This window comes from Pseudomonas sp. efr-133-TYG-5 (assembly GCF_030209175.1).
In the GTDB taxonomy this organism is placed as follows: Bacteria; Pseudomonadota; Gammaproteobacteria; order Pseudomonadales; family Pseudomonadaceae; genus Aquipseudomonas.
This window is the reverse complement of sequence record NZ_JARVSM010000006.1, coordinates 389,994-413,323: the sequence shown is the minus strand read 5'-3', so window position 1 is coordinate 413,323 and position 23,330 is coordinate 389,994. Positions and strand designations below refer to the sequence as shown.

Here is a 23,330-nt window from a genome sequence, read left to right as displayed (position 1 = left end):
GCGAGCGACGCCAGTCTCAGTCTTTTTCCAAGGGTGAGAACAGCAGGCGCCCCAGACCACGCCAGGTCTTCTTGTTCCACGCCTTGAACGGAATCTGCGCCAGCAGCTCGCGGGCCAGCTTGCGGTCGCGGTTGGCGGTCTTGAGGAACATCGAATTGAGCGCCTTGTAGCGCACCTCGTCGTACAGCGGATGATCGCTGAACAGCGCGTAGGTGCGCAGGATGTTGTCGATCATGAAGCGGTGATTCTTGTAGGAGTTGGTGGCGTGCTTGCGATAGCGCGCCATCACTACGCTCAGGCCATCGATGAAGTAACCGGCGTGCGTCACCTTCAGCTCGATGGCCAGGTCCTCGAGACGAATCTGCGGATCGAAGCCACCGACCTTTTCCAGCGCTTCGCGGCGGATCATCAGGGTCGGCGCCGGCGGATAAGGCTTGCGCTCGAGGAACATGTCATCGAAATCGATGCGGCGGAACGGTACATCGCGGCGCTGGCGCTTTTCCGGATAGAGATTGCCCTCGGCATCGATCAGCTCGATGTTGCCGGCACAGATGCCGACCTCGGGCTTGCCTTCCATGTAGGCAACCTGGGTGGCGATACGCTCGGGCAGCATGATGTCGTCGGAACCGAACGGTACGATCAGGCTGCCCTTGGCACGGGCGATCGCGCCGTTGAGCGTATGGGTCAGGCCCTGGTTCTGCTGCACCCGGAAATCGAAGCCGTACTGCGCCTGCAAGGCATTGATGCGCGCAACGCTGTCGTCCTTGGAGCCGTCGTCGACCACCAGCAACTCAATGTTTTTGTAGGTCTGGTTGAGGACGCTGAGAATGCTTTCTTCAATGTACGGGCCGTGGTTGTACGACGCGATGATGACCGTGACGATGGGTTGCGCGTCGCTCATGGCTGTTCCTTGCGAGCCTGTTCCAGGCCGGATTCGATCAGGTTCAGGTATTCCTGACGGAACACCTCGATGTCGTGTTGCTGCTGCAGATAACGGTAGGCCTGCTCGCCCTTGGCCTTGAGCTCGTCATCCGACAGCGCGAGGTAGGTGTCCAGTGCCGCGACCAGGCTCGGCACATCCTTGGGGATGACGCTCAAGCCACCGGCGCCTTCGATCAGCGGCAGCATGGCCGGCACGTTCGAGGCGATCACCGGCAGATGGCCGCTCATGCCCTCGAGCAGCGCCAGGCCCAGGCCCTCGGCCAGCGACGGCATGGTCCAGATATCGAACGCGCGGACATATTGCAGGGCGTTTTCCTTGAAGCCCAGCAGGTGCGCGCGGCCGGTGAGGCCCAGTTGCTCGATCTCGGCCGCCAGCGGCGCCTGCAAACGACCGGCGCCGATGATTGCCAGTTGCGTGTGCGGGTACTTGTCCTTCAACGCGGCGAAGGCCTGCAACAGATAGGTGTGGCCCTTGACCGACACGAGCCGGCCCAGCGCACCGATCAGGCGCACGTTAGGATCGATCCCGAGCAGTTCCCGCGCGCGCTCGCGACTGTGCTGCAAGCCCTCGGCCTGCTCGATGTCGATGGCGTTGGTGATCGCCCAGGTGTTGGCGTCGGTAAAGCCGCAGTTGCAATCGAGCAGGTATTGCTTGACCGCCGGCGACACCCCGACGAAACGCCAGTGCCGATCGATCAGGCGCTGGGTCTGGCGGCGCCGGTAGAAGCGGTCGTACTCGCCGAAACCGTGGGAAATGCCGATGCACAGCGGCACCTTCAACCAGCGATTAAGGGTGAGCATCATATTCACCGGTTTGAAGCGGTTGCAGATCACCACGTCGAACTTTTCCCGGCGGCAGAACTTGTACAGCTGCCACATGGCGCGCAGACGCATGCCCTTGAGGGACTTGTCGGAAAACTCGAAGTACACCGAGCGGTCAGCCCGGCTCACCGGTTCTCCCGGCCCGGGCTTGCCGCGCAGGAACGCGGCAGTCACTTCATAGCGATCGGATGGCAGCGCCTTGACGATCTGCTCGGCAAGGTCGGCAAAGTCATGGGCTTTGACGTTGTAGTCCGGTTGCAGCTGCAGAACCTTTGACCGTTGACTCATAACTCTCCCCGGTGCGCGCCTGACTCACCCTGCTTCAACAGCCAGAGCAATTCCTGGCGCCTGACCGCTTTTCGAAAAAACTCGTTTTCCCCGTAGACCGAGGCATTGCGACCTGCCAGCAGGCGCTGGATCAGCCGACGCAGCCGCCGCTTGAACGGCGCGGGCGGCTGCAGGTCATGCATCATGCCCAGCGCCATGGCCTTGTCGCGTTGCTGCGCGATGGACAGCGGCAGGCACAGTGGCTGCATCGGCACGGCTGCATCAAATGCCGGCGGCAGCGCGATACCGGCGCCGGTGTCGCCCATCGGCCAGCGATCGTTGTCATGCAGATGGTTGGCGTAGCCGAGCAGCGTCGGCTGTAAGTCGAGGCCGTTCAGGGCCTCCAGCACGGCCTGCTGGGCGCAGATATGGTCGGGATGCGGGTCGAGGCTCGGATGCGGCAGCACGATGACGTCCGGACGTGCCCGCAGCAGGATCTCGCGCAGATCGGCCAGCAGGTTGTTCCAGGTCGGCGCGCCGTCGGCATCGCCGGGTAGGGTGAACGGGTTCAACTGGCGAAACAGGCGGGTGTCGCTGAGGTCAGCTTCGCGCGAGCCCACCGCCTGATTCGGCGCGGCCTGCATCGCGGCCAGTTGCAGGCAGAAGTAACCGAGCTGCACACAACGCTCCTGCGCCACTCCCGCCCAGCGCGGTACGGCGAGGCTGTCCCAGGCACGCAGGCGGCCCTTCAGACGCGCCGCATCGACCCTGCTCATGCCCATCTGCTGATAATGTTCGGCTTCGATCTCGCCGGCCGTCAGGGTGACGATCCAGGCTTCGTCAGCCTGGCTGTACAAACCGTAGGCAGCCAATTCGGCATCGTCGGCGTGGGGGGCGATGACCATCACCCGCTGACGGCGATAATCCGGCTGCTCCAGCGCCCACAACAGCGGCTCGCCGGAGACCCGGCAGAAGCGCCCGCGCAAGCGCAGCTGGCCCTGCGCCAGGGTTTGCGCCTGACCGCTGAGATTGAGGTAGCGCAGGCCGTTGACGCCGCGCTCGAAGGTCTGCGTGTCAGGGTGGCTGCCGCCGGCCAGCTCGACGCGCGGGTCGAGGAACCGCCCCAGCCAGGTACTTTTGACCCGCACCGCGAGAATCAGCGTGGCGTCGTCGACCAGCATCACGCCCTCGTCCAGACGCAACTGCTCACCGCTCAAATGCACTTTGGGCTGCGGCGTGAATGGCGGAAAACTGTATTGGTAATCGTCTTTCGGCGAGTAGAACAGGTGGTCGGCGAACCAGGCCTCGTGGGCGATCCAGCCAACCAGCGCGAGGACCATCGGCAGCCACCAGGCCACCAGCACGCCGAGGGCGATCAGGACGATCAGCGCGATCAGCAGGCCAATGCGCTTGTTGCGCCGGTGACGCTTGAGCAGTTGCTGTTTGCGGCTCATGGGCGGACTCATACGGTGAACACCGGCACAGGATTGCACCAGCGATCCTTGTATTCACGGTCGGCGCGACCGAAGGAAAAGCGCAGCGGCTTGTTCAGCGCCCGGGCATGCTCCCAGGCACTTTGTGTATTGAGGAAGCTCAGTACGCTGCCGGGGCTGAATTCACGGGTCTCGGGATCGACGCCACCGTTGATGTACTCGACGCTGATCCACTGCGGCGCTTCGACGCGGTACACCAGTTGAATGGCGATCGGCGCATCGTTGAGGAAGATCACCGAGCCGATCAGCAGTTCGCGCAACAGCTCGATGACCTCGGCCATGCGCACCGCGCCCGTGGCGGGGAAGCCCCAGCGGCGCTGGAACAGGTCGCAGTAGATCGCCGCCAGCTCGGCGCTGCTGAACTCGGCGACCGGACGCACCACACCGCCCGCCTCTTCCAGCAGGCGCAGTTCGCGGCGCTGGTTGTAGCGAAACTTCTTCGACAGTTCTTCCGGGGTGCGGGCCATGGCCAGTTGCTCGGTCTGCAACTTGAGGCCGCTGAAGCGGTTTTCGTTGAGCGCCGACAGATAGCGTGCGCGATGGCGCAACGGCGCCTGGGTGTCAGCGGCGGCCGGCAGGATCAGCTCGGCATTGCCGAGGTCGAACAGGCCTTTTTTGCCACTGCGCTTGAGCACGTCCTTGGACAAGGCCAGGTCGCGGCCCCAGGTCGCGATGGCGGCGTTGACTTCGCCCTGTTGCTCCCAGGCCAGGTACCGCACCGGGATGCCGGCCAGATTCGCCAGGCGCTCGACCACCAGGGGGTGCGTCGCCACGCTGCCGCCAAAACGCTGCCAGGCCTGGGCATAGGTCGAGGCGTCGACGGGCGACCAGCCACGTTCGCGCCAGCCTTGAAATCGGTTGAGCATCAGCCCCTCGGTGCCAGATCGATGACTTGCGGCAAATGCCAGAAGGTGTCGCGTACCGCCCGGTCGGAGAAACGCTCGCGCAGGCGCTCGAGCATCAGCTCGGCGCACTGGTGACGCTGCTGTTCGTCCATGCCGGCCAGGCGCTGCAGGCCCTGGGCCAGATGCTCGGCATCGCCCAGCGGGAACAGGATCCCCACGCCTTCGACCACTTCCTTGGCCCCGCCACAGGCCGTGGCGAGCAGCGGCACGCCAGCGGCCATGGCCTCCAGCAGCACCATGCCGAACGGCTCGTGATCGGAGCTGAGGGCGAATACATCGAAGGCGCGGAAGTAATTGCGCGCGTCCGGCACCTGGCCGAGAAACAGCACCCGGTCACCGATGCCCAATTCACGGGCCAGTTCCTTGAGGTCCTGCTCCAGCCGCCCCTTGCCGAGAATCACCAGCTGGCTGTTGCCCGGAAGACCCGGCAGCGCCGCGGCAAAGCCGTGCAGCAGGGTGGCCTGATCCTTGTCCGGGTGCAGGCGACCGACGTTACCGACGATGAACGCATCCGCCGCCAGACCCAGGGTCTCGCGCGCTTCGCGGGCAGACACCTGGCTGCTCTGCAGCGCGCTGACGTCGATGCGGTTGTACAGGGTCTGGATACGCTGCGCCGGCCATTTCGGCAGGCAGCGGCGCATGTCGTCGCGTACCGCGTCGGACACCCCGAGCAGGCTCAGGCGCTTGCGGAAAATCTGTGCGAACAGCTTGCGCGAACCGCGCTTGTAATCGTCAAACGCGTGGTGCACGCCAATCACCGGCAGCGAGGTGCCGAGCAAGGCGATGTAGATCGGCTTGAAGCGATGGGCGATGCAGAAACTGAAATTGCGTGAAGCGGCGATCTTGCGCAGATCGCCGATGGCGCCCAGCTTCAGGCCACGAATGGCCTTGGAGCTGTATTCCATGAACAACACTTCGTCGGAAGCGCAGGCGGCGGCCACCTCGCTGTCGGCGACCCCGGTCAGAAAGACCGTGGTCACCCGATAACCGGTGCCCGCGAACAGGCTGGCGTACTGCCGCGCGCAGTCCAGGAACGGCCCGTCATAGCCGTGGCAGAACTGCAGCACATGGCGTTCAGCCGAGCGTGTCATAAGCGTTTGCGCCCTCTTTGACCACCAGGATGTCTTCCATGATCAGGTACTGCAGATCCGAGCCGAAGAACATGTTCAGGGCATCGGTCGGCGAGCAGATCATCGGCTCGCCACGGCGGTTCAGCGAGGTGTTCAGCGACACGCCGTTGCCGGTGAGGTTTTCCAGCGCCTTCATCATGTCGTAGTAGCGCGGGTTGTATTCGCGCTTGAGCACCTGGGCCCGCGACGTGCCGTCTTCGTGGACGACTTCCGGCACGCGGGTCTTCCATTCTTCGGCGACTTCGAAGGTGAAGGTCATGAACGGCGCCGGGTGATCGATCTTGATCATCTGTGGCGCCACGGTGTCGAGCATCGACGGGCAGAAAGGCCTCCAGCGCTCGCGGAACTTGATCTGATGGTTGATGCGGTCAGCCACACCGGCCACGCTCGGGCAACCGATGATCGAGCGGCCACCCAGTGCGCGCGGACCGAACTCCATGCGCCCCTGGAACCAGGCCACCGGGTTGCCGTCGACCATGATCCTGGCGATCTGCTCCGGCATGTTGTCGAGCTTGCGCCAGGTCGGCTTGTTCTCGTGGCGGGCACAGGCGGCGATCACGTCTTCGTTGCTGTACGACGGGCCGAGGTAGACGTGTTCCATCTTCTCGACCGGCACGCCACGGGCGTGGGATACATAGGCCGCGGCACCGACCGCGGTACCGGCATCGCCGGACGCAGGCTGGACGAACAGTTCCTTGATGTCGTCGCGGGCGATGATCTTCTGGTTGAGCTTGACGTTCAGTGCGCAGCCACCGGCGAAGGCCAGCTTGCCGGTTTCCTTGAGCACGTCGCCCAGGTAGTGGTCGATCATCTGCAACGCCAGTTTCTCGAACAGCGCTTGCATGCTCGCGGCGTAGTGGATGTACGGTTCGTCGGCGATGTCGCCTTCGCGTTTCGGGCCGAGCCATTCGATCAGCTTCGGCGAGAAGTAGAAGCCCTTGCCCTTCTCTTTATAGCGGCGCAGGCCGATGACGTTGGCGTAGTCGGTGTTGATCACCAGTTCGCCATTCTCGAACGAGGCCAGGCGCGAGAAATCGTACTTGCTGGCGTCGCCGTACGGCGCCATGCCCATGACCTTGAATTCGCCGTCGAGCATCTCGAAACCGAGGAACTCGGTGATCGCGCCGTACAGGCCGCCGAGGGAGTCCGGATCGAAGAATTCCTTGATCTTGTGGATCTTGCCGTTTTCGCCATAACCGAAGAAGGTCGTGGCGTATTCGCCCTTGCCATCGATACCGAGGATCGCGGTTTTCTCTTTGAAACCCGAGCAGTGGTAGGCGCTGGACGCGTGCGCCAGGTGGTGTTCGACCGGTTCGATCTTGATTTTCTTCGGATCGAAGCCCAGCTGCTCCAGGCACCAGACGATCTTGTTGCGATAGCGCTTGTAGCGACGGTTGCCCATCAGGATCGCGTCGAGGGCGCGGTCCGGGGCGTACCAGTAACGCTTGGCGTAATGCCAGCGAGCCTTGCCGAACAGGCTGATCGGGGCGAACGGAATCGCCACCACATCAACGTCGGACGGCTTGATGCCGGCCTGTTCCAGGCAGAACTTCGCCGATTCGTAGGGCATGCGGTTCTTTGCATGTTTATCGCGCACGAAGCGCTCTTCTTCAGCCGCCGCGACCAGCTTGCCGTCGATGTACAAGGCTGCGGAAGGATCATGGCTAAGGGCGCCGGACAGGCCAAGAATCGTCAATGCCACAGGGGTCTAGCCTCTTTAGTCTGCATGCAGGCGCAGTGCGCCTCGAAAAATGATGTGCCCTCGCAACGGGCGAGAGACAGCTAAAGGGCGGGATTATAGCGTAAACGTGGCGGGAATGACCCTGTGCGTATTGCCCCATGTCGCTCACCCCGGCGAAGCCTTGCCCAGCGGCCTATCCACGACTTGTCCGCCAGTAGATGCCGATATTGCCTTCCATGACCTGGCGATAGATCGTGTAAGGCAGGACCACGGTGTCCAGCACCCCGGACAACGGCAGGTCCACCAGGACGAAGGGCAGCAGGATGCCGGTGGGGTCCGGAGGGGCGTGCAGCGCGCAGAAATCGTAGGCCACGCCGCTGTAGACCCGCGGCAGGCTCTGGCAATAAGTCTTCAGTTTTCTCAGGTCGCGGGCGACGTCCGCTTCGTCCTGCAACACCGTGACGGCACTGCCGCAGCCGGTCAGCAGCCACAGGACAACACCGATTGTCAGCGCCATTTTGATGCTCATGATTTGCCCTCCGGGAACGTCCGGGCAAACTAGCATCGGGGCTGATGGCGGCACAGTTCACGGCTTCTGTAGAAGCTGTAGGACAAATCAGAGGAGCTTGTCCCCTATTGCCCGGTGCAAGATGGGCGGGGTAATTCAACAGGCGCAACGCCCCTGGATAGAGGCGTGCGGCCCATTCACGAGGCGTGGGAAAGGTCTTTGGGCAGACGCTGATCAATGACCTGGTACAGCGCGCTGCCTTCAGGCCAGTTGCGCATGAAACGCGCGCGATCACGGGCATAGGCCGGGGCGAAGCTGCCCAGGGAGCCGTGCTGGCACATCGAGTCGAGATCGATCAGCGCCCAGCGATCGTCCTGCCAGAACAGGTTGTGGCCCTTGAAATCGCCATGACTGATGCGCTCGGCAATCAACCGCGCAAACAACTGCTCCAGCGCCTGCAACTCGGCTTCCGGCGCGGCGCCACTGTCCACGTAAGGCGCAAAGCGCTCGATGATGTCCGGCCCCGGCAGGTACTCGGTGACCAGGTACGCCCGGCTGCGCAGCCAGAAAAACCGCGTCTCCAGCAGCGCAAGCGGCTTCGGCGTGGCGATGCCGAGAAACGCCAGGCGATTGCCTTCACGCCACGAATGCCAGGCCCGGCTCGGCCGCCAGAAACGTTTGAGCCAATGGGCGAAACCCTTGATGTTGTAGCGCTTGATCACCAGCGCCCGCCCGGCCACGTCGACCTTGCCGACGCTCGCCGCGCCGCCGGTCTTGTACAAGTGGCCCTGGTCGAGCAAGGCATCGGCCTGCGCCAGCACCGGCAGCATGGCCGGCTCTTCCTCGCGGCGAATGGCGCGCAGGCCGAATGCCCCGCGCTTGACGCTGAACAGCGTGCACTCACGGCCGACCTTGAGCAGGTAATCCTTCAACCGCCAGGCCCGCACCTTGTCGATCTGCTTCTGCAAGGCTTCCAGTGGCAACGCGTGCTCGCTGTTGGCCAACAGGTAATACACCAGCAACTCTTCGGTGAACGGCTCCAGCGCCTTGGGCAACTGGGCGAAAAACACCCCGAGGTTTTCCAGCACTTTCTGTCGCGACAGTGGCTGCCCGGCGTTTTCCGCACGAATGCCGGCGCCGTCGATCAGGTACAACCGACCGCCATGCCGCAGCAGATTGTCCAGGTGCAGGTCTTCCTGCCACAGGCCCTTGCCGTGCAGCCGGGCGATCGCCTCCAGGGCCTCGGCCAGCACCGCCGACTGTTCGTCGGCCAGCACCGGCAACGATTCGACCTGTTGCCAGGCATCGCCCAGGCTTTGCGCGCCCTCGAGAAACTCGAACAGCAACCAGCCACCCTCGCCGTCCCGCAGGCCGTCGGCCAGCAGCAATGGCGTGGTCATGCCCTGTGCGGCGAGCAATCTGACACCGTCCAGCTCCCGCTGAAAATGCCGTGCCGCCTTGCTGCCGACCAACAACTTGGCCAGCACCGGGCGCCCGCGCCACACGCCGGCACCGACGTAGCGCTGCCCCGGCAGCACCCGCAGCAGGCTGAGCAGTTGCAGATCGGCGGGCCCCGCCGCATCCGCCAGGGAAATCGTCAGCGGCAGGCTCGGCGAGCGACCGGCGCTTGTCAGTTGCGACAACTGCATCAACGCGTCTCCTTGTGACTGCGCCGGGCGGTCAGGCGCGTGACCCAACTGTCGACCAGCGAACTGCTGGCAGGCTGGTCGAGATAGGCCGCGAGCAACTCGCGCAACTGCGCCTCGCTCCACTCGGGCGCACGACGCAGCAAGGGCTCCAGATCCTTGACCCGATCGCGCTGACCGAACAACAGCGGCCGGGTTTTCTCCAGGTCGATCAACTGCGCGCGATAAGCCTCGCCGTCGGCCTGCAGAAAAATATGTTTCGGATAAAAACAGCCATGCACCTGACGCACGCCGTGCAGGTGCCGCGCCAGTTGCCCGCAGGCGTTGAGGATCGCCGATTGCTGCGCGGCGCTCAGGCTCGACCAGCGCTGCAGCAGCGAATCGAGATCATCCCAGCCATCCAGCGCGCGGGTCAGCAGCACCGCACGGACCTCGCCGGCCACCTTGCGCTGACCGAAAAACGCCGCCTGCAGCGCCGGAATACCGAGCTTGCCGTAGCGGCTGATATTGCGGAATTCGCGGGCGAACGTCGGCTCGCCGAAGGGCGCGTGCAGGGTGCGGGTCAGGTAGTTGCTCTGGCGCTTGAGGTAGTAGCCGCGGCCTTCCAGCTCGAGGCGGAACACGCTGCTCCAGCCACTGCCATCCGTGTTCGGTTCGTCCACGGCTTCGAGCTGTTTGGCCCACAGCGCGTCGAAAGTGCCGAGGCCATGGCGCTCCAGCAGCGCACGGTCTTCAGCGGCGAGAAAATCAGTCATTCGCGTCCCTCGAAAAATCTCACCACGTGGCGAATCCGTTTCTTGTCGGCGGCATTCAGCCGATCACGTCCGCGGTATTGCAGGTAAAAGCGCAGGCGCTGGGTATTCGACAGGTGATACTTGGCCACCTTGTCGAGACAGGCCAGATCCTTGGTGATCCGGTACTTGAGCCAGAAGCCGCGCCAGAAATCGCCGTTCGGGCAGTCGATCAGGAACAGCTGCGCCTGATCGTCGATCAGCAGGTTGCGCCACTTCAGGTCGTTATGGGTGAAGCGGTGGTCGTGCATGGTCCGGGTATAACCGGCCAGTTGCCGGCTGATGCCATCGACCCACAGGCGATCCTTGAGTTTCGGATCGTTGCGTTCGGCCAGCGCCGAGAGGTCTTCGGTGCGCGGCAGTTCGCGGGTAATCATCGCCCCACGGGCATAGGCCGCGCCACGGCGTTCCAGACCCCAGGCCACCACTTCGGCGGTGGGGATGCCCCACTTGGCAAAGCGCTTGAGGTTCTGCCACTCCATCTTCACCCGTGGCTTGCCCAGGTAGCGGCGCAAGCCTTTACCGGCGCCGACGTAGCGTTTGACGTAGTAATTCACGCCGTTGCGCTGCACGCGGATGACTTCGGACAGCGGATCGCGGGTCAGACGTTCGCCCTGCAGGGCAAACACCGCTTCGAGGCTGCCGAAATCTTCGCTCAGTTCGCTGTACTGCGGTTCCAGAGTCCAACCCGCCATCAGAGCGCATCCCCGTAGCGCTGCTTGCGCGCGTAGAGCTTGTTGGCCTTGCCTTCCAGCCAGCTCAGCAGCGGCGCTTCTTCGGCGAGGATCTGACGCAGCGGCTGCTGGAAATAGCCTTTGAGGAAACGCAGTTTGTCGCGACGGGTCAGGCCGATGTCCAGCGCCGAGAAATACAGCGCGGCCAGGTCCTTGTTGCGCCAGCGTTGCGTAATCTTTGCGCGGGTCTGCGCGCGGTGCAGGTCGATCACCGACAACTTGAAATCTTCCGGCGTCACCGGTTTGTCGGTGTGCAGGAGGAAATGGCAGATGTAGCAGTCCCGGTGGTTGACCCCGGCGCGGTGCATCATGCCGGTCATCCGCGCGACTTCGGCGATCAGCGCGCGCTTGAGTTTCGGCTGTGGCGGGTTCTTGACCCAGTCGATGCTGAAATCTTCGAGGCTGATGGTCGGCGCCAGCTCTTCGGTGACGATGAACGAGTGCTGATCGGCCGGGTTGCTGCCCTTCTCGCCATAAGCCACGGCGGTCATGGTCGGCACGCCGACTTCCTGCAGACGCTGGATCGCCTGCCACTCCTGACCCGCGCCGAGCACCGGCAGCTTGGCGGTGAGCAGGTTCTTGAAGATCTCGCCCCAGCCGATGCCCCGGTGGATCTTGACGAAAAATCCGTTGCCGTCGACTTCCGTGCGCAGAGTCCGGCGAGCTTCCAGCTCGCGGTAAACCTCGCCCTGCAAGCCTTCGACTTCGGCGAACGGATCGCGTCCGGCCCAAAGGCTTTTGAACGGTTCAGCCAGCATCAACTTCATTTAAGCGTGCTCCGCCAGAATCACATCGGCCGCGTGCTGCGGCATGCTGTAGAGGTCGGCCGACTCGGCGAAGGCCAGACCATTGCGGCTCCAGGCCGCCCGTGCAGCGCTGTCGCTCAACATGTCACGCAGGTATTGCGTGAGCTGCGCCTGATCGAACGGTTCGTCCAGCACCCGCCCGGCATCCGCCTCGGCAATGTAATGGGCGTAACCGCAGACCGCGCTGACCAACACCGGCAGCCCGGCAACCAGCGCTTCGAGCAGCACCGTACCGGTGTTTTCGTTGTACGCCGGGTGGATCAACAGATCGGCGCCGAGCAGGAAACGCGGGATATCGCTGCGGCCCTTGAGGAACGTCACGTTATCGCCCAGGCCCAAAGTGGCACTCTGCATCTGGAACAACTTGGGGTCATCCTGGCCGATTACAAACAGCCGGGTGCGTTTCTTCAGGTCGGCGGGCAGCGCGGCCAGCGCTTTCAGGCTGCGATCGACACCCTTGGTCTTGAATCCGGAGCCGATCTGCACCAGCAGCAGTTCGTCGTCCTTGAGGTCGAACTCGGCACGGAAACCGGCCCGGATCTCATCGGCATCCGCCGGGCGCCGCCGGTCCTGGGCAATGCCCGGTGGCAGCAGGTGAAAACGCTCCAGCGGGGTGTCGTAATGCTTGATGAACAGCGGCTGCTGCACCTCGGAAATCATCAGCACCTGGGTTTTCGCCTCTTTGGCGAACACCGCGCGCTCGTATTCGGCGAAGTGCCGGTAGCGACCCCAGCGGCGGTACAGCGAATGCCGCAGGTTCTGCGCCTTGTCTTCGAAGCAGCCGTCGGCGGCGTAGTAGACGTCCAGCCCGGGCATTTTGTTGAAGCCGATCAGGCGATCCACCGGGCGCCTGGCCAGGTCCGCTTCCATCCACGCCGTGAGTTTTTCATTGCGCCGGTGATTGAAGAACGCCTTGACCGGCGCCACCAGCACTTCGAAACCGGGCGGCACGTCGCCTTCCCAGATCAGCGTGTAGACACGAATCTGGTGGCCGCGCTTCTGGCATTCGAGGGCGATGCGCATGAAGTCGCGCTGCAAGCCGCCGAAGGGGAAATATTTGTACAGGACAAAAGCCAATTGCATCAACGCAGCTCCTCAGCCATTAACAACGTGCTCAGTCGGCTGGCGACACGCTCGGGGTTCAGTCGCGTGAAGCACAGGGGCTGCTCGCGTTTCAGGTCAAACTGACGGGCATCCTGCGCGGTCGGTTGATAGGTGCATTTCTTTTGCAGGCACGGCGCGCACGGGAAGTCGCTGGCCAGGTGGATCTGCAGCTTGCCGTAGGCGCCGGTCAGGCCCGGGTTGGTCGGGCCGAACAGCGAAATGGTCGGCACATCCAGCGCCGCGGCCAGATGACCGAGGCCGGTGTCCACGGCAACGCAGGCCTGCGCTCCGGCCAACACCTTGCCGACGCCGGCGAGGTTCAGTTTCGGCAGCACTTCGGCGTGCTTGAAACCGGCGGCGATGCGCTCGGCGCGGGCCTTCTCCAGCGGGTTGCCCCACGGCAGCTTGACCGCGACGCCCAGGTAACCGACCCGTTCGGTCAGCTCGCGCCAGTAGGCCTCCGGCCAGTGCTTGGTGTCCCACGTGGTGCCGTGCAGGAACACCACATAGGCGTTCTTGCGCGGCAGTTCGACCAGCCGCTCGACGTTGAGACCGTAATCGCCCAGGCCTTTGGGCAGGTCATAACCGAGGGCGATGGCGAACAGCTGACGCACACGCTCGACCGCGTGCTGCCCACGGGCCACGGCCAGCCTGCGGTCGTAGAAACGTGCGGCGATCGGCTCGCGCGCCGAGCCTTTGTCGAGGCCGGCCACCGGTGCTTTCACGTAACGGGTCAGCCAGGCGCTTTTCAGCAGGCCCTGGGCGTCGATCACCAGGTCGTATTGGCTGGCGCGCACGCTTTGCTTGAAGCGCTTCCACTCGCCGCTCTTGAGGGTCTGCCAGAGGTTCTTGCGCCAGCGGCGGATCGCCACCGGAATCACCTGGCCCACGGCCGGGTGCCAGGTCGGGATTTCGGCGAAGCCTTCTTCCACCACCCAGTCGAACTTGATCCCGGGGATGGCCCGGGCCGCGTCGGTCAGCGCCGGCAACGCGTGAATCACGTCGCCCAGCGATGAAGTCTTGATCAGCAATACCCGCAACTTAATGAACCTCGACCACAGAGCCCTGCAGCTTCTGCAAGGCATCGTTGACCGCGTCCGGCATCAGCTGGCGCAGGCAGTTGTAATGGCCGAAACGGCAGGTGCGGTCGAAGCACGGGCTGCATTCGAGGCCCAGGCGGACGATTTCGACGTGCTCGGCCAACGGCGGGGTGAAGCCCGGCGACGTCGAGCCGTAGACCGCCACCAGCGGCCGGTTCAGCGCGGCGGCCACGTGCATCAGGCCGGAGTCGTTGGACACCACCGAATCGGCGCAGGACAGCAGGTCGATGGCCTCGGCCAGCGAGGTGCCGCCGCTGAGGTTGACCGACTCTTCGCGCAGGCCGGGAATCAGCCGTGCGCGGATGTCTTCACCCACCGCGTGGTCATTTTTCGAGCCGAACAGCCAGACTTGCCAGCCTTCGCGGATCCGCGCCTCGGCGACCTTGGCGTAGTGCTCGGACGGCCAGCGCTTGGATTCGCCGAACTCGGCGCCGGGGCACAGGGCCAACACCGGGCGGTCGAGGGTCAGGCCGAACTTGGCCAGTGCCGCTTCGCGGGTCACCGGATCGATCTGCAGGCTCGGGCGCGGATAGGGTTTGGGCAGCTCGGCGTTCGGCTCGTAGGCCAGGGCCATGAAACGCTCGATCATCAACGGATAACGTTCTTTATCCAGCGTGCGCACGTCATTGAGCAGGCCGTAGCGGAATTCGCCGCGCCAGCCGGTGCGTTTCGCGATGCCGGCGAAGAACGGCACCAGCGCCGACTTCAGCGAGTTGGGCAACAGGATCGCCTGGTCGTACTGGCCGGCCAGGGATTTGCCGATGCGCCGACGGGTCGCCAGCTCCAGCGCGCCGTGGCCGAGCGGGAAGCTCAAGGCCTGGCGCACTTCAGGCATGCGCTCAAGGATCGGCCGGCTCCACTCGGGGGCCAGCACGTCGATCTCGCACTGCGGGTGGCGTTGCTTGAGACACTGAAACAGTGTCTGCGCCATCACCATGTCACCGACCCAACTGGGCCCAACGATCAGAATATTCATGTGGTTTCCAAAAACGAACCGGGGAGGCCTTACGCCTCCCCGCCTCGAGAATCACTGAGGGAGCGGCGCTGCTTGCGATGGGTCATTACCTTCAACATGACTGTCGACTGTCACTCCGCTATCGCGAGCAGGCTCGCTCCCACATGGTTTTGTTCGCCTTACTTCAGATCTACAGACCCTGTAAATCCACTGTGGGAGCGAGCTTGCTCGCGAAGGGGGCCATCACATCCGACATCGGTGTCATCTGACACTCCGTCTTCGCGAGCAAGCTCGCTCCCACAGGGGTGCTGCATAAACCGGGTTCAGCTTAGCCCCAACTCTTTCCAGATCCGCAATACCTGTCGGCGCTCCTCGACAAACTGGTCGCCTGCAATTACCCCAGCGTCCTTCTGCAAGGCCTGCCGGTGGGCGGCGGAGCGGTAGGCTTTATAGGCCTCGCGCAGCAGGCTGGCATCTTCGGCAGGCATCAGCCCTTCGTGTTCCAGCTCTTCCAGAATGCGGATGTTATCGGTCCAGCGCAGCAATGGCGGGTGGCTTTGCGACCACGCCAGGGCCGCGTATTGCACCATAAATTCAATATCGACGATACCTCCGGCGTCCTGCTTGAGATCGAACGGCGCCGTGGCCTCGAAGGCATTCGCCGCCGTGCCGGCCGCGGTGCTCTTGCTGCCGAGGTTGTCGCGCATCTTCGCGCGCATCTCGCTGACTTCCTGGCGCAGCGTCGCCAGATCGCGGGCCTTGCCCAGCACTTGCGCACGCACGGTCTCGAACGCCTGGCCGACATCCTGGCTGCCCACCAGCACCCGCGCCCGCACCAGTGCCTGATGTTCCCACGTCCAGGCTTCGTTTTCCTGATAGCGGGCAAATGCACCGAGCGAACTCACCAGCAGCCCGGACGCACCGGACGGACGCAGGCGCATGTCCACTTCATACAGCTGCCCGGAGTTGGTCTGCGCCGTCAGCAAGTGGATGATGCGCTGGCCGAGACGGGTAAAGAACTGCGCCCCGTCGATGGGTTTCGGCCCGTCGGTTTCGGCCTGCGGATCGCCGTCATGGATGAACACCAGGTCCAGGTCCGAACCATGCCCCAGTTCCAGCCCGCCGACTTTCCCGTAACCGACAATGATGAAGCCGGGATCGCACAAGGTGCCGTCGGTGCGCAACGGCGTACCGTACTTGGCCACCGTCTGGCGCCAGGCCAGGGCCAGCACCTGCTCGAGAATCGCCTCGGCCAGCCAGGTCAGGTAGTCGCTGACTTTCATCAGCGGCAGGCTGCCGGCGATTTCCGAAGCGGCGACGCGCAAGCGGTGCGCCAGCTTGAAGTGACGCAAGGCTTCCATCTGCTGCTCGAGATCATCTTCGGGGATGCGGGTCAGGCGCTCGCGCAGTTCGGCGGCCAGTTCCGGCGCCAGCGGCGGCTTGAACAGACGCCCTTCGTTGAGCAGTTCGTCGAGCAGCAGCGGGAAACGGGTGATCTGTTCGGCGATCCACGGGCTGGCGGCGCACAGTGTCAGCAACCGGCGCAGCGCCCCCGGGTTTTCCGTCAGCAGCACCAGATAAGCCGAACGCCGGGCCACGGCTTCGACGAGCGGCAGCACGCGCTCCAGCACCAGATCCGGATTGTCGTGCTCCACCGCCTGGGCCAGCAGACGCGGAATAAAGGCATCGAGACGCTCGCGGCCGAGCCGCTGCATCGCACGCAATTGCGGGCTGCCACGCAAGCTCGCCAGGGCTTTCAGGGCCTTGGTGGCATCGGCGAAACCGCCTTCTTCGAGCTGGCGGCACGCCGCCTCTTCATCCTGCGCCTCTTCCCACAGCGGCAGCCATTCGCCGCCGACCACCACTTCGCTTTCCGCACCCTGCTCTTCGTCCGGGTCGGCGATCACCTGGGCGAAATGCCAGGCCACCCGGCCGCGCCAGAACATCAGTTTTTCATGGAACGCGGACCAGTCGGCGAAGCCGAGCATGAAAGCAATGCGCGCCTGATCCTGCGCACTGTCCGGGAGCATCTGCGTCTGCCGATCGGCAATCGCCTGGATCGCGTGCTCGGTATAACGGAGAAATTCGTAGCCTTCGCGCAGCTCACCGATGACGGCCGGTGGCAGATAGCCCTGCCCCTCCAGCGTGCTCAGCACCTTTAATAGAGGCCGCTGTTGCAGGCTGAGGTCGCGCCCGCCATGGATCAGCTGGAACGCCTGGGCGATGAATTCGACTTCGCGGATCCCGCCGGCGCCCAGCTTGATGTTGTCGGCCATGCCTTTGCGCCGCACCTCCTGCTGGATCAGCTGCTTCATGGTGCGCAGCGCTTCGATCGCCGAGAAGTCCAGGTAGCGCCGGTAGACGAACGGCCGCAGCATGTCGAGCAGTTGCGCGCCCGCCACCTGATCGCCGGCCACCACCCGCGCCTTGATCATCGCGTAGCGCTCCCAGTCGCGGCCCTGATCCTGGTAATACTGCTCCAGCGCATTGAAGCTCAGCACCAGGGCACCGGACGAACCGTACGGGCGCAGGCGCATGTCGACGCGGAACACGAAGCCGTCGACGGTCATCGGATCAAGCGCCTTGATCAGGCGCTGGCCGAGACGAATGAAGAATTCCTGGTTATCCAGCGCGCGTTTCACGCCGACGGTTTCGCCGCCCTCGGGGTAGGCGAAGATCAGGTCGATGTCCGAGGACAGGTTCAGTTCGACCGCACCGAGCTTGCCCATGCCGAGGATGACCATCTGCTGCGGCAGGCCGCTGCGCCGTCCGGTCGGGGTGCCGAACTGCTGGCAATGGCGGCTGTACAGCCATTGATAAGCCTGGTCGATACTGGCGTCGGCCATGTCCGAGAGATCGCGGCAGGTCTGCACCAGATCGGCCTGGCGAGTCAGGTCGCGCCAGATGATCCGCACTTGCTGCCGCGCTCGCTGGCGACGCAGGGCGCGGCCCAGCTCGTCCTCGGTCTGCGCCGCCTCGACCGCCGCCGCGATCTGCGCGCACAGCTCGCCGGGTGCGAACGGCCGGTCGAGCTCACCGGACTGCACCAGCGCCAGCAACATCAAAGGGTCACGAACGCTCTGTTCAATGACGAAATCGCTGGCGGCGCTGACGCGGGCAAATTGCGCCCAGCGTTCCGCCGTCCAGGATGCCAGGCCATGATCGTCTTCCAGCGCGGCGACCGCCGTACGGAACGACTGCTCGGATCGAGTGACCAACGGCAGGAGAATGGCGGGCAGTTCGGCAAGCACGGGCAGGGTCATGGTCTATCCTTGATCGGCGTGTAAATGGCCGCTTGTAGTGAATGGTGAAAACCCGCTACGCGAAGGACTGTCGAACAAAAGTTAGAAATAGCTGAAATTTCTTTTTCTTTGGCAGCCAGCATCAAACTTTCACCTTTTTCGGATGGCAAAAGACCAACCTTAACGATTATTCTCACAACGCAGTCGGAGGCCACAAGCCTTTCATCTGTAGTTTTACTACTCGTCTATACATTCGAAAGGCTGAAATGCCGGAAGATTTGTAGTAAAACTACACGCCGCCGGAACAACCTGTCGGCAATCCAAGAATTTTAAATCGTCTGCCCACAAGGCCAGTCGCAAACTCAGGCAACCGATTCTGGAAGCCTTTCCGCCCTGGAGCAAGCCATGCAAGACCTCGATCCCGTCGAAACCCAGGAATGGCTGGACGCCCTGGAATCGGTTCTCGACAAAGAAGGCGAAGACCGTGCTCACTATCTGATGACCCGTATGGGCGAACTCGCGACCCGCAGCGGCTCGCAGCTCCCTTACGCCATCACCACGCCTTACCGCAACACGATCCCCGTTACCCACGAAGCACGCATGCCTGGCGACCTGTTCATGGAACGCCGCATTCGCTCGCTGGTACGCTGGAACGCGATGGCCATGGTAATGCGTACGAACCTGAAAGATTCTGACCTGGGTGGTCACATCTCCAGCTTCGCTTCCAGTGCGACCCTGTATGACATCGGCTTCAACTACTTCTTCCAGGCCCCGACCGACGAACACGGCGGCGACCTGATCTACTTCCAGGGCCACACCTCGCCAGGCGTTTACGCCCGCGCATTCATGGAAGGCCGCATCACCGAAGACCAGATGAACAACTTCCGCCAGGAAGTCGACGGTCAGGGCCTGTCGTCCTACCCGCACCCTTGGCTGATGCCTGACTTCTGGCAGTTCCCGACCGTATCCATGGGTCTGGGTCCGATCCAGGCGATCTACCAGGCACGCTTCATGAAGTACCTGGAACACCGCGGCTTCATCCAGCCAGGCAAACAGAAAGTCTGGTGCTTCCTCGGCGACGGCGAGTGCGACGAGCCGGAATCCCTCGGCGCGATCTCCCTGGCCGGCCGCGAGAAGCTGGACAACCTGATCTTCGTCATCAACTGCAACCTGCAGCGCCTCGACGGCCCGGTTCGCGGCAACGGCAAGATCATCCAGGAACTCGAAGGCGTGTTCCGCGGTGCTCAGTGGAACGTCACCAAAGTCATCTGGGGCCGTTTCTGGGACCCACTGCTGGCCAAGGACGTCGACGGCATCCTGCAACGTCGCATGGACGAAGTCATCGACGGCGAGTACCAGAACTACAAGGCCAAAGACGGCGCGTTCGTGCGCGAGCACTTCTTCAACACGCCTGAACTGAAAGCGATGGTTGCCGATCTGTCCGACGACGAGATCTGGAAACTCAACCGTGGCGGCCACGACCCGTACAAGGTCTACGCGGCGTACCACGAAGCGGTCAACCACAAAGAACAACCGACCGTCATCCTCGCCAAGACCATCAAGGGTTATGGTACCGGTGCCGGCGAAGCGAAAAACACTGCGCACAACACCAAGAAAGTCGATGTCGACAGCCTGAAGTTGTTCCGCGATCGTTTCGACATCCCGGTCAAGGACGAAGAGCTGGAGAACCTGCCGTTCTTCAAGCCAGAGCCAAACAGCGCCGAAGCCCGTTACCTGAGCGAGCGTCGCGCCGCCCTGGGTGGTTTCGTGCCGCAGCGCCGCGCGCAGAGCTTCAGCGTGCCGACCCCGGACCTGGACACCCTCAAGGCGATCCTCGACGGTTCCGGCGACCGTGAAATTTCCACCACCATGGCCTTCGTGCGGATCCTCGCGCAACTGGTCAAGGACAAGGAAATCGGCCCGCGCATCGTCCCGATCATCCCGGACGAAGCCCGTACCTTCGGTATGGAAGGCATGTTCCGTCAGCTGGGCATTTACTCGTCCGTCGGCCAGCTCTACGAGCCAGTCGATAAAGACCAGGTGATGTTCTACAAGGAAGACCAGAAAGGTCAGATCCTTGAAGAAGGCATCAACGAAGCGGGCGCCATGAGTTCCTTCATCGCCGCCGGTACTTCGTACTCCAGCCACAACCAGCCGATGCTGCCGTTCTACATCTTCTACTCGATGTTCGGCTTCCAGCGTATCGGCGATCTGGCCTGGGCCGCTGGCGACAGCCGTACCCGTGGCTTCCTGATCGGCGGTACCGCCGGCCGGACCACCCTCAACGGTGAAGGCCTGCAGCACGAAGACGGTCACAGCCACCTGCTGGCCGCGACCATCCCGAACTGCCGCACCTACGATCCAACCTACGGCTACGAGCTGGCGGTGATCATTCAGGACGGCATGAAGAAGATGACCGAAGAGCAACAGGACATCTTCTACTACATCACCGTGATGAACGAGTCGTACCAGCAGCCAGCCATGCCGGCCGGTGCCGAAGAAGGCATCAAGAAAGGCATGTACCTGCTCGAAGAAGACACCCGCGATGCGGCGCATCACGTGCAGCTGATGGGCTCCGGCACCATCCTGCGCGAAGTGCGTGAAGCGGCGAAGATTCTGCGTGAAGAGTTCAACATCGGCGCTGACGTATGGAGCGTCACCAGCTTCAACGAACTGCGTCGCGACGGCCTGGCCGTAGAGCGCAGCAACCGTCTGAAGCCTGGCCAGAAGCCTAAGCAGAGCTACGTTGAAGAGTGCCTGAGCGGCCGTAAAGGTCCGGTCATCGCCTCTACCGACTACATGAAACTGTTCGCCGAGCAGATCCGTCAGTGGGTACCGTCCAAGGAATTCAAAGTCCTGGGCACCGACGGTTTCGGCCGCAGCGACAGCCGCAAGAAACTGCGTCATTTCTTCGAAGTCGACCGTCATTTCGTGGTGTTGGCAGCCCTGGAAGCACTGGCTGACCGTGGTGATATCGAACCTAAAGTCGTGGCCGAGGCCATCACCAAGTTCGGGATCGACCCGGAAAAACGCAACCCACTGGACTGCTGAGGAGAAACTCTGTGAGCGAACTCATTCGCGTACCTGACATCGGCAGCGGTGAAGGTGAAGTAATCGAACTGTTTGTGAAGGTCGGCGACCGTATCGAAGCCGACCAGAGCATCCTGACCCTGGAATCGGACAAGGCCAGCATGGAAGTGCCGGCCCCGAAGGCCGGCGTCATCAAGAGCCTGAAAGTCAAGCTGGGCGACCGTCTGAAAGAAGGCGACGAACTGCTTGAGCTGGAAGTCGAGGGCGCCGCGCAAGCGGCCCCTGCTCCGGCTGCTGCTCCTGCCGCCAAGGCTGAGGCTGCACCGGCCGCTGCACCTGCAGCAGCTGCGCCTGCCGCTGCGCCGGCTGCCGCTTCGGTACAGCAAGTGCACGTGCCGGACATCGGTTCGTCGGGCAAGGCCCAGATCATCGAGATCCAGGTCAAGGTCGGCGACAAGGTAGAGGCTGATCAATCGCTGATCACCCTGGAATCCGACAAGGCCAGCATGGAAATCCCGTCGCCTGCCGCAGGCGTGGTCAAGGCCATCAGCGTCAAGCTCAACGACGAAGTCGGCACGGGCGACCTGATTCTGGATCTGGAAGTGGCGGGTGCTGCGGCCCCTGCTGCGGCCGCTCCGGCTCAGGCTGCTGCACCAGCCGCTGCCGCCCCTGCTCCTGCTCCTGCAGCAGCTCCGGCTGCCCCAGTGGCCGACAGCGTCCAGGACATCCACGTTCCGGACATCGGTTCGGCCGGCAAGGCCAAGATCATCGAAGTGCTGGTCAAGGCTGGCGACAGCGTTGAAGCCGACCAATCCTTGATCACCCTGGAATCCGACAAGGCGAGCATGGAAATTCCATCGCCTGCCGCTGGCGTGGTGGAAAGCGTTTCGATCAAGCTGGACGACGAAGTCGGTACCGGCGACCTGATCCTCAAGCTGAAAGTCAAAGGCGCCGCTCCGGCTGCTGCCCCGGCTCCAGCTGCCGCTGCTGCTCCGAGCGCGCCGGCACCCGCCGCTGCTGCTCCGGCTGCCGCTGCACCTGCTGCCGCCCCGGCTGCTGCACCGGCCAAGCCTGGCGCTAAGGTTCATGCCGGCCCTGCCGTGCGTCAACTGGCCCGCGAGTTCGGCGTCGAGCTGAGCGCTGTCGGCGCCAGCGGTCCGCACGGTCGCATCCTGAAAGAAGACGTGCAGACCTACGTCAAAGCCATGATGCAGAAGGCCAAGGAAGCGCCAGCTGCTGGCGGCGCAACCGGTGGCGCGGGCATCCCGCCGATTCCGGCCGTGGACTTCAGCCGCTTCGGCGAAATCGAAGAAGTGCCGATGACCCGCCTGATGCAGGTCGGTGCTGCCAACCTGCACCGCAGCTGGCTGAACGTGCCGCACGTGACGCAATTCGACTCGGCGGATATCACCGAGCTGGAAGCGTTCCGCGTTGCGCAGAAAGCCGTCGCGGAGAAGGCCGGTGTCAAGCTGACCATCCTGCCGCTGCTGCTCAAGACCTGTGCGCACCTGCTCAAGGAGCTGCCGGACTTCAACAGTTCGCTGGCGCCAAGCGGCAAGGCGATCATCCGCAAGAAGTACGTCAACATCGGCTTCGCCGTGGACACCCCGGATGGCCTGCTGGTCCCGGTGATCAAGAACGTCGACCAGAAGAGCCTGCTGCAACTGGCTGCCGAGGCCGCTTCCCTGGCGGAAAAAGCCCGCACCAAGAAGCTGTCTTCGGACGAGATGCAGGGCGCCTGCTTCACCATTTCCAGCCTCGGCCACATTGGCGGCACCGGCTTCACGCCGATCGTCAACGCGCCGGAAGTGGCGATCCTCGGTGTTTCCAAGGCAACCATCCAGCCAGTCTGGGACGGTAAAGCGTTCCAGCCGAAACTGATGCTGCCACTGTCGCTGTCCTACGATCACCGTGTGATCAACGGCGCCGCTGCTGCACGCTTCACCCAGCGTCTGGGCAGCCTGCTGGGCGACATCCGTACCATTCTGCTGTAACCGAGCGGCCCTCCGGCGACGGAGGGCCCCTTGTGTGCCACGTTTTCGAGCGCCACACGCTCGTACCTCAACCCCGTCAGTTTGACGGGGCTTTTTTTTGCCTGAAATTCCGCTGGCTCGTACTTTTCCCACAAGTAGCGTCGATATCAGCCACAACTTGAGTCCACTTCGCGCCGATAT

Annotated in this window: 17 protein-coding genes; 2 read left to right on the top strand and 15 right to left on the bottom strand. The window is 63.2% G+C overall.

Translation table 11 applies throughout. The features are described from left to right. Positions 1-16: 16 nt before the first annotated feature. The 15 genes from QRN70_RS20840 to glnE all read right to left on the bottom strand — a co-directional run bounded on the left by QRN70_RS20840 (position 17) and on the right by glnE (position 18,147). Positions 17-901 carry a glycosyltransferase gene (locus QRN70_RS20840; protein WP_285419785.1) on the bottom strand — a complete coding sequence of 295 codons (885 nt, stop codon included), beginning with the start codon at positions 899-901 and terminating at the stop codon, positions 17-19. After that, entirely contained in the window at positions 898-2,052 is a 1,155-nt protein-coding gene (locus tag QRN70_RS20835; RefSeq protein WP_285419784.1) for a glycosyltransferase family 4 protein, read from the bottom strand. Before QRN70_RS20835 ends, QRN70_RS20840 begins: the two co-directional genes overlap by 4 nt. Next, positions 2,049-3,485, bottom strand: a complete 1,437-nt coding sequence (locus QRN70_RS20830) for a PIG-L deacetylase family protein (protein ID WP_285419783.1) — start codon at positions 3,483-3,485, stop codon at positions 2,049-2,051. Before QRN70_RS20830 ends, QRN70_RS20835 begins: the two co-directional genes overlap by 4 nt. Positions 3,486-3,493: 8 nt before the next feature. Further along, on the bottom strand, positions 3,494-4,390 hold the full coding sequence (locus QRN70_RS20825; protein ID WP_285419782.1) for an antimicrobial resistance protein Mig-14: 897 nt from the start codon (positions 4,388-4,390) through the stop codon (positions 3,494-3,496). After that, a complete protein-coding gene (locus tag QRN70_RS20820) occupies positions 4,390-5,520 on the bottom strand; it encodes a glycosyltransferase (RefSeq protein WP_285419781.1) in 1,131 nt (376 codons plus the stop codon). The genes QRN70_RS20825 and QRN70_RS20820 overlap by 1 nt, the downstream gene beginning before the upstream one ends. Next, positions 5,504-7,261, bottom strand: a complete 1,758-nt coding sequence (locus QRN70_RS20815) for a carbamoyltransferase family protein (RefSeq protein ID WP_285419780.1) — start codon at positions 7,259-7,261, stop codon at positions 5,504-5,506. Before QRN70_RS20815 ends, QRN70_RS20820 begins: the two co-directional genes overlap by 17 nt. Positions 7,262-7,433: 172 nt before the next feature. Beyond that, positions 7,434-7,769 (bottom strand): YceK/YidQ family lipoprotein, encoded by a 336-nt coding sequence (locus tag QRN70_RS20810; RefSeq protein ID WP_285419779.1) that lies wholly within the window; start codon positions 7,767-7,769, stop codon positions 7,434-7,436. A 176-nt stretch (positions 7,770-7,945) separates the two neighbouring features. After that, a complete protein-coding gene (locus QRN70_RS20805; protein WP_285419778.1) occupies positions 7,946-9,397 on the bottom strand; it encodes a lipopolysaccharide kinase InaA family protein in 1,452 nt (483 codons plus the stop codon). Next, a complete protein-coding gene (locus QRN70_RS20800; protein ID WP_285419777.1) occupies positions 9,397-10,149 on the bottom strand; it encodes a lipopolysaccharide kinase InaA family protein in 753 nt (250 codons plus the stop codon). Before QRN70_RS20800 ends, QRN70_RS20805 begins: the two co-directional genes overlap by 1 nt. Beyond that, on the bottom strand, positions 10,146-10,880 hold the full coding sequence (locus QRN70_RS20795) for a lipopolysaccharide kinase InaA family protein (protein ID WP_041065844.1): 735 nt from the start codon (positions 10,878-10,880) through the stop codon (positions 10,146-10,148). Before QRN70_RS20795 ends, QRN70_RS20800 begins: the two co-directional genes overlap by 4 nt. Then, positions 10,880-11,686, bottom strand: coding sequence for a lipopolysaccharide core heptose(I) kinase RfaP (gene rfaP / locus QRN70_RS20790; RefSeq protein WP_285419776.1), 807 nt, complete (start codon positions 11,684-11,686; stop codon positions 10,880-10,882). The genes QRN70_RS20795 and rfaP overlap by 1 nt, the downstream gene beginning before the upstream one ends. Then, positions 11,687-12,808 (bottom strand): glycosyltransferase family 4 protein, encoded by a 1,122-nt coding sequence (locus tag QRN70_RS20785; protein ID WP_285419775.1) that lies wholly within the window; start codon positions 12,806-12,808, stop codon positions 11,687-11,689. Next, on the bottom strand, positions 12,808-13,869 hold the full coding sequence (gene waaC, locus QRN70_RS20780; RefSeq protein ID WP_285419774.1) for a lipopolysaccharide heptosyltransferase I: 1,062 nt from the start codon (positions 13,867-13,869) through the stop codon (positions 12,808-12,810). The genes QRN70_RS20785 and waaC overlap by 1 nt, the downstream gene beginning before the upstream one ends. A gap of 1 nt (position 13,870) precedes the next feature. Then, on the bottom strand, positions 13,871-14,905 hold the full coding sequence (waaF, locus tag QRN70_RS20775) for a lipopolysaccharide heptosyltransferase II (RefSeq protein ID WP_285419773.1): 1,035 nt from the start codon (positions 14,903-14,905) through the stop codon (positions 13,871-13,873). A gap of 302 nt (positions 14,906-15,207) precedes the next feature. Continuing rightward, complete coding sequence (glnE, locus tag QRN70_RS20770) at positions 15,208-18,147, bottom strand: bifunctional [glutamate--ammonia ligase]-adenylyl-L-tyrosine phosphorylase/[glutamate--ammonia-ligase] adenylyltransferase (protein ID WP_285419772.1); 2,940 nt, start codon at positions 18,145-18,147, stop codon at positions 15,208-15,210. A gap of 384 nt (positions 18,148-18,531) precedes the next feature. Here glnE and aceE point away from each other — a divergent pair, with 384 nt between their 5' ends. Next, positions 18,532-21,177 carry a pyruvate dehydrogenase (acetyl-transferring), homodimeric type gene (gene aceE / locus QRN70_RS20765; protein ID WP_285419771.1) on the top strand — a complete coding sequence of 882 codons (2,646 nt, stop codon included), beginning with the start codon at positions 18,532-18,534 and terminating at the stop codon, positions 21,175-21,177. Positions 21,178-21,188: 11 nt separating this feature from the next. Beyond that, the gene (aceF, locus tag QRN70_RS20760) at positions 21,189-23,150 is read left to right on the top strand and encodes a dihydrolipoyllysine-residue acetyltransferase (RefSeq protein ID WP_285419770.1); all 1,962 of its coding nucleotides are present in this window, start codon (positions 21,189-21,191) and stop codon (positions 23,148-23,150) included. Positions 23,151-23,330: the final 180 nt, after the last annotated feature.

Bases quoted from the DNA above. Each gene is read 5' to 3' on its own strand.
- QRN70_RS20800 (WP_285419777.1), bottom strand. From the start codon at position 10,149: ATGACTGATTTTCTCGCCGCTGAAGACCGTGCGCTGCTGGAGCGCCAT.
- QRN70_RS20835 (WP_285419784.1), bottom strand. From the start codon at position 2,052: ATGAGTCAACGGTCAAAGGTTCTGCAGCTGCAACCGGACTACAACGTC.
- QRN70_RS20820 (WP_285419781.1), bottom strand. From the start codon at position 5,520: ATGACACGCTCGGCTGAACGCCATGTGCTGCAGTTCTGCCACGGCTAT.
- QRN70_RS20785 (WP_285419775.1), bottom strand. From the start codon at position 12,808: ATGCAATTGGCTTTTGTCCTGTACAAATATTTCCCCTTCGGCGGCTTG.
- QRN70_RS20795 (WP_041065844.1), bottom strand. From the start codon at position 10,880: ATGGCGGGTTGGACTCTGGAACCGCAGTACAGCGAACTGAGCGAAGAT.
- QRN70_RS20805 (WP_285419778.1), bottom strand. From the start codon at position 9,397: ATGCAGTTGTCGCAACTGACAAGCGCCGGTCGCTCGCCGAGCCTGCCG.
- QRN70_RS20840 (WP_285419785.1), bottom strand. From the start codon at position 901: ATGAGCGACGCGCAACCCATCGTCACGGTCATCATCGCGTCGTACAAC.
- aceE (WP_285419771.1), top strand. From the start codon at position 18,532: ATGCAAGACCTCGATCCCGTCGAAACCCAGGAATGGCTGGACGCCCTG.
- waaF (WP_285419773.1), bottom strand. From the start codon at position 14,905: ATGAATATTCTGATCGTTGGGCCCAGTTGGGTCGGTGACATGGTGATG.
- QRN70_RS20810 (WP_285419779.1), bottom strand. From the start codon at position 7,769: ATGAGCATCAAAATGGCGCTGACAATCGGTGTTGTCCTGTGGCTGCTG.
- glnE (WP_285419772.1), bottom strand. From the start codon at position 18,147: ATGACCCTGCCCGTGCTTGCCGAACTGCCCGCCATTCTCCTGCCGTTG.
- QRN70_RS20830 (WP_285419783.1), bottom strand. From the start codon at position 3,485: ATGAGCCGCAAACAGCAACTGCTCAAGCGTCACCGGCGCAACAAGCGC.
- rfaP (WP_285419776.1), bottom strand. From the start codon at position 11,686: ATGAAGTTGATGCTGGCTGAACCGTTCAAAAGCCTTTGGGCCGGACGC.
- QRN70_RS20825 (WP_285419782.1), bottom strand. From the start codon at position 4,390: ATGCTCAACCGATTTCAAGGCTGGCGCGAACGTGGCTGGTCGCCCGTC.